The organism is Pseudorhizobium marinum, from assembly GCF_000705355.1.
Classification (GTDB): domain Bacteria; phylum Pseudomonadota; class Alphaproteobacteria; order Rhizobiales; family Rhizobiaceae; genus Neorhizobium; species Neorhizobium pelagicum.
This window is the reverse complement of sequence record NZ_JMQK01000069.1, coordinates 1-837: the sequence shown is the minus strand read 5'-3', so window position 1 is coordinate 837 and position 837 is coordinate 1. Positions and strand designations below refer to the sequence as shown.

1 protein-coding gene is annotated in these 837 nt (G+C 60.9%); it reads right to left on the bottom strand.

Features of this window, described 5'->3' with window-relative positions; all coding sequences use genetic code 11:
* Positions 1-34: 34 nt before the first annotated feature.
* Entirely contained in the window at positions 35-769 is a 735-nt protein-coding gene (locus tag EO99_RS0125410; protein WP_029621333.1) for a glycosyltransferase family 25 protein, read from the bottom strand.
* Positions 770-837: the final 68 nt, after the last annotated feature.

Here is an 837-nt window from a genome sequence, read left to right as displayed (position 1 = left end):
GCGTCAGCCTGCATCTTGAGGCCGGTCCCAGGGCCTAGCCGCGCAGCGCATAGCCAAGCCTTTTTGCATCGTCGATGAAGCGCAGCCCATAGGTGTTCAGGCGCTTCCACCAGGGAAATTTCGTGGACCGGTAGGTCTCTCGCGAAGCGATGGTCGTGTCCTCCTCGGTGGTCTTCGCCACGTCAGCCCGCATCGTATAGATTTCAATCCCCGTAGCCCAGCCACGCTCGAGGGCGACATCCCAGGGATACTCCATCCTGCGCAGTTTTTCGACCAGTTTTGCCGCACCGGCGCGGCTGACGCCATAACACGCCGCCGACCCCTGGGGGCCATGGGCTGCACGGCCGATTTCATCGCCAAGCGAAGAGGTGCAATAGTGCCGGAACCAGACCACGCGATGGTTGAAAAGCTTGATGACGTCAGCTTCGGGACAGGCCTCGAACGCGGCAGCCGTCCGTCGACAGAGATCCTCGGTCAGGACCAGGTCGTCTTCGACGATGATCCCGACTGCGTCGCCCGTCTCGAGGAATGCAGACAGCGCCTTGAGATGGCTTCGGTAACAGCCGTATTCGCCAGCGAGAAGGCTACGCCCGTTCTTGCGTCTGAAGGCATCTTCATCGTAGTCGATGCGCGCGTTGGCGGCCAATGTGGCGCCATCGATCCCGGGGATGCGAAGGAGATCGAGACTCATGTCGGCGGCTTGGGTCGACAAAGCATCCCAGCGCTCGATCGACCGATCAAGATTGATTGCGTAGATCCTGATATTCATTGCCTGTCATCTTCCTCACGCAAGGCGCCGGGAACGCCCCGGAACTCTGCCGCATGCATCCTGCACGC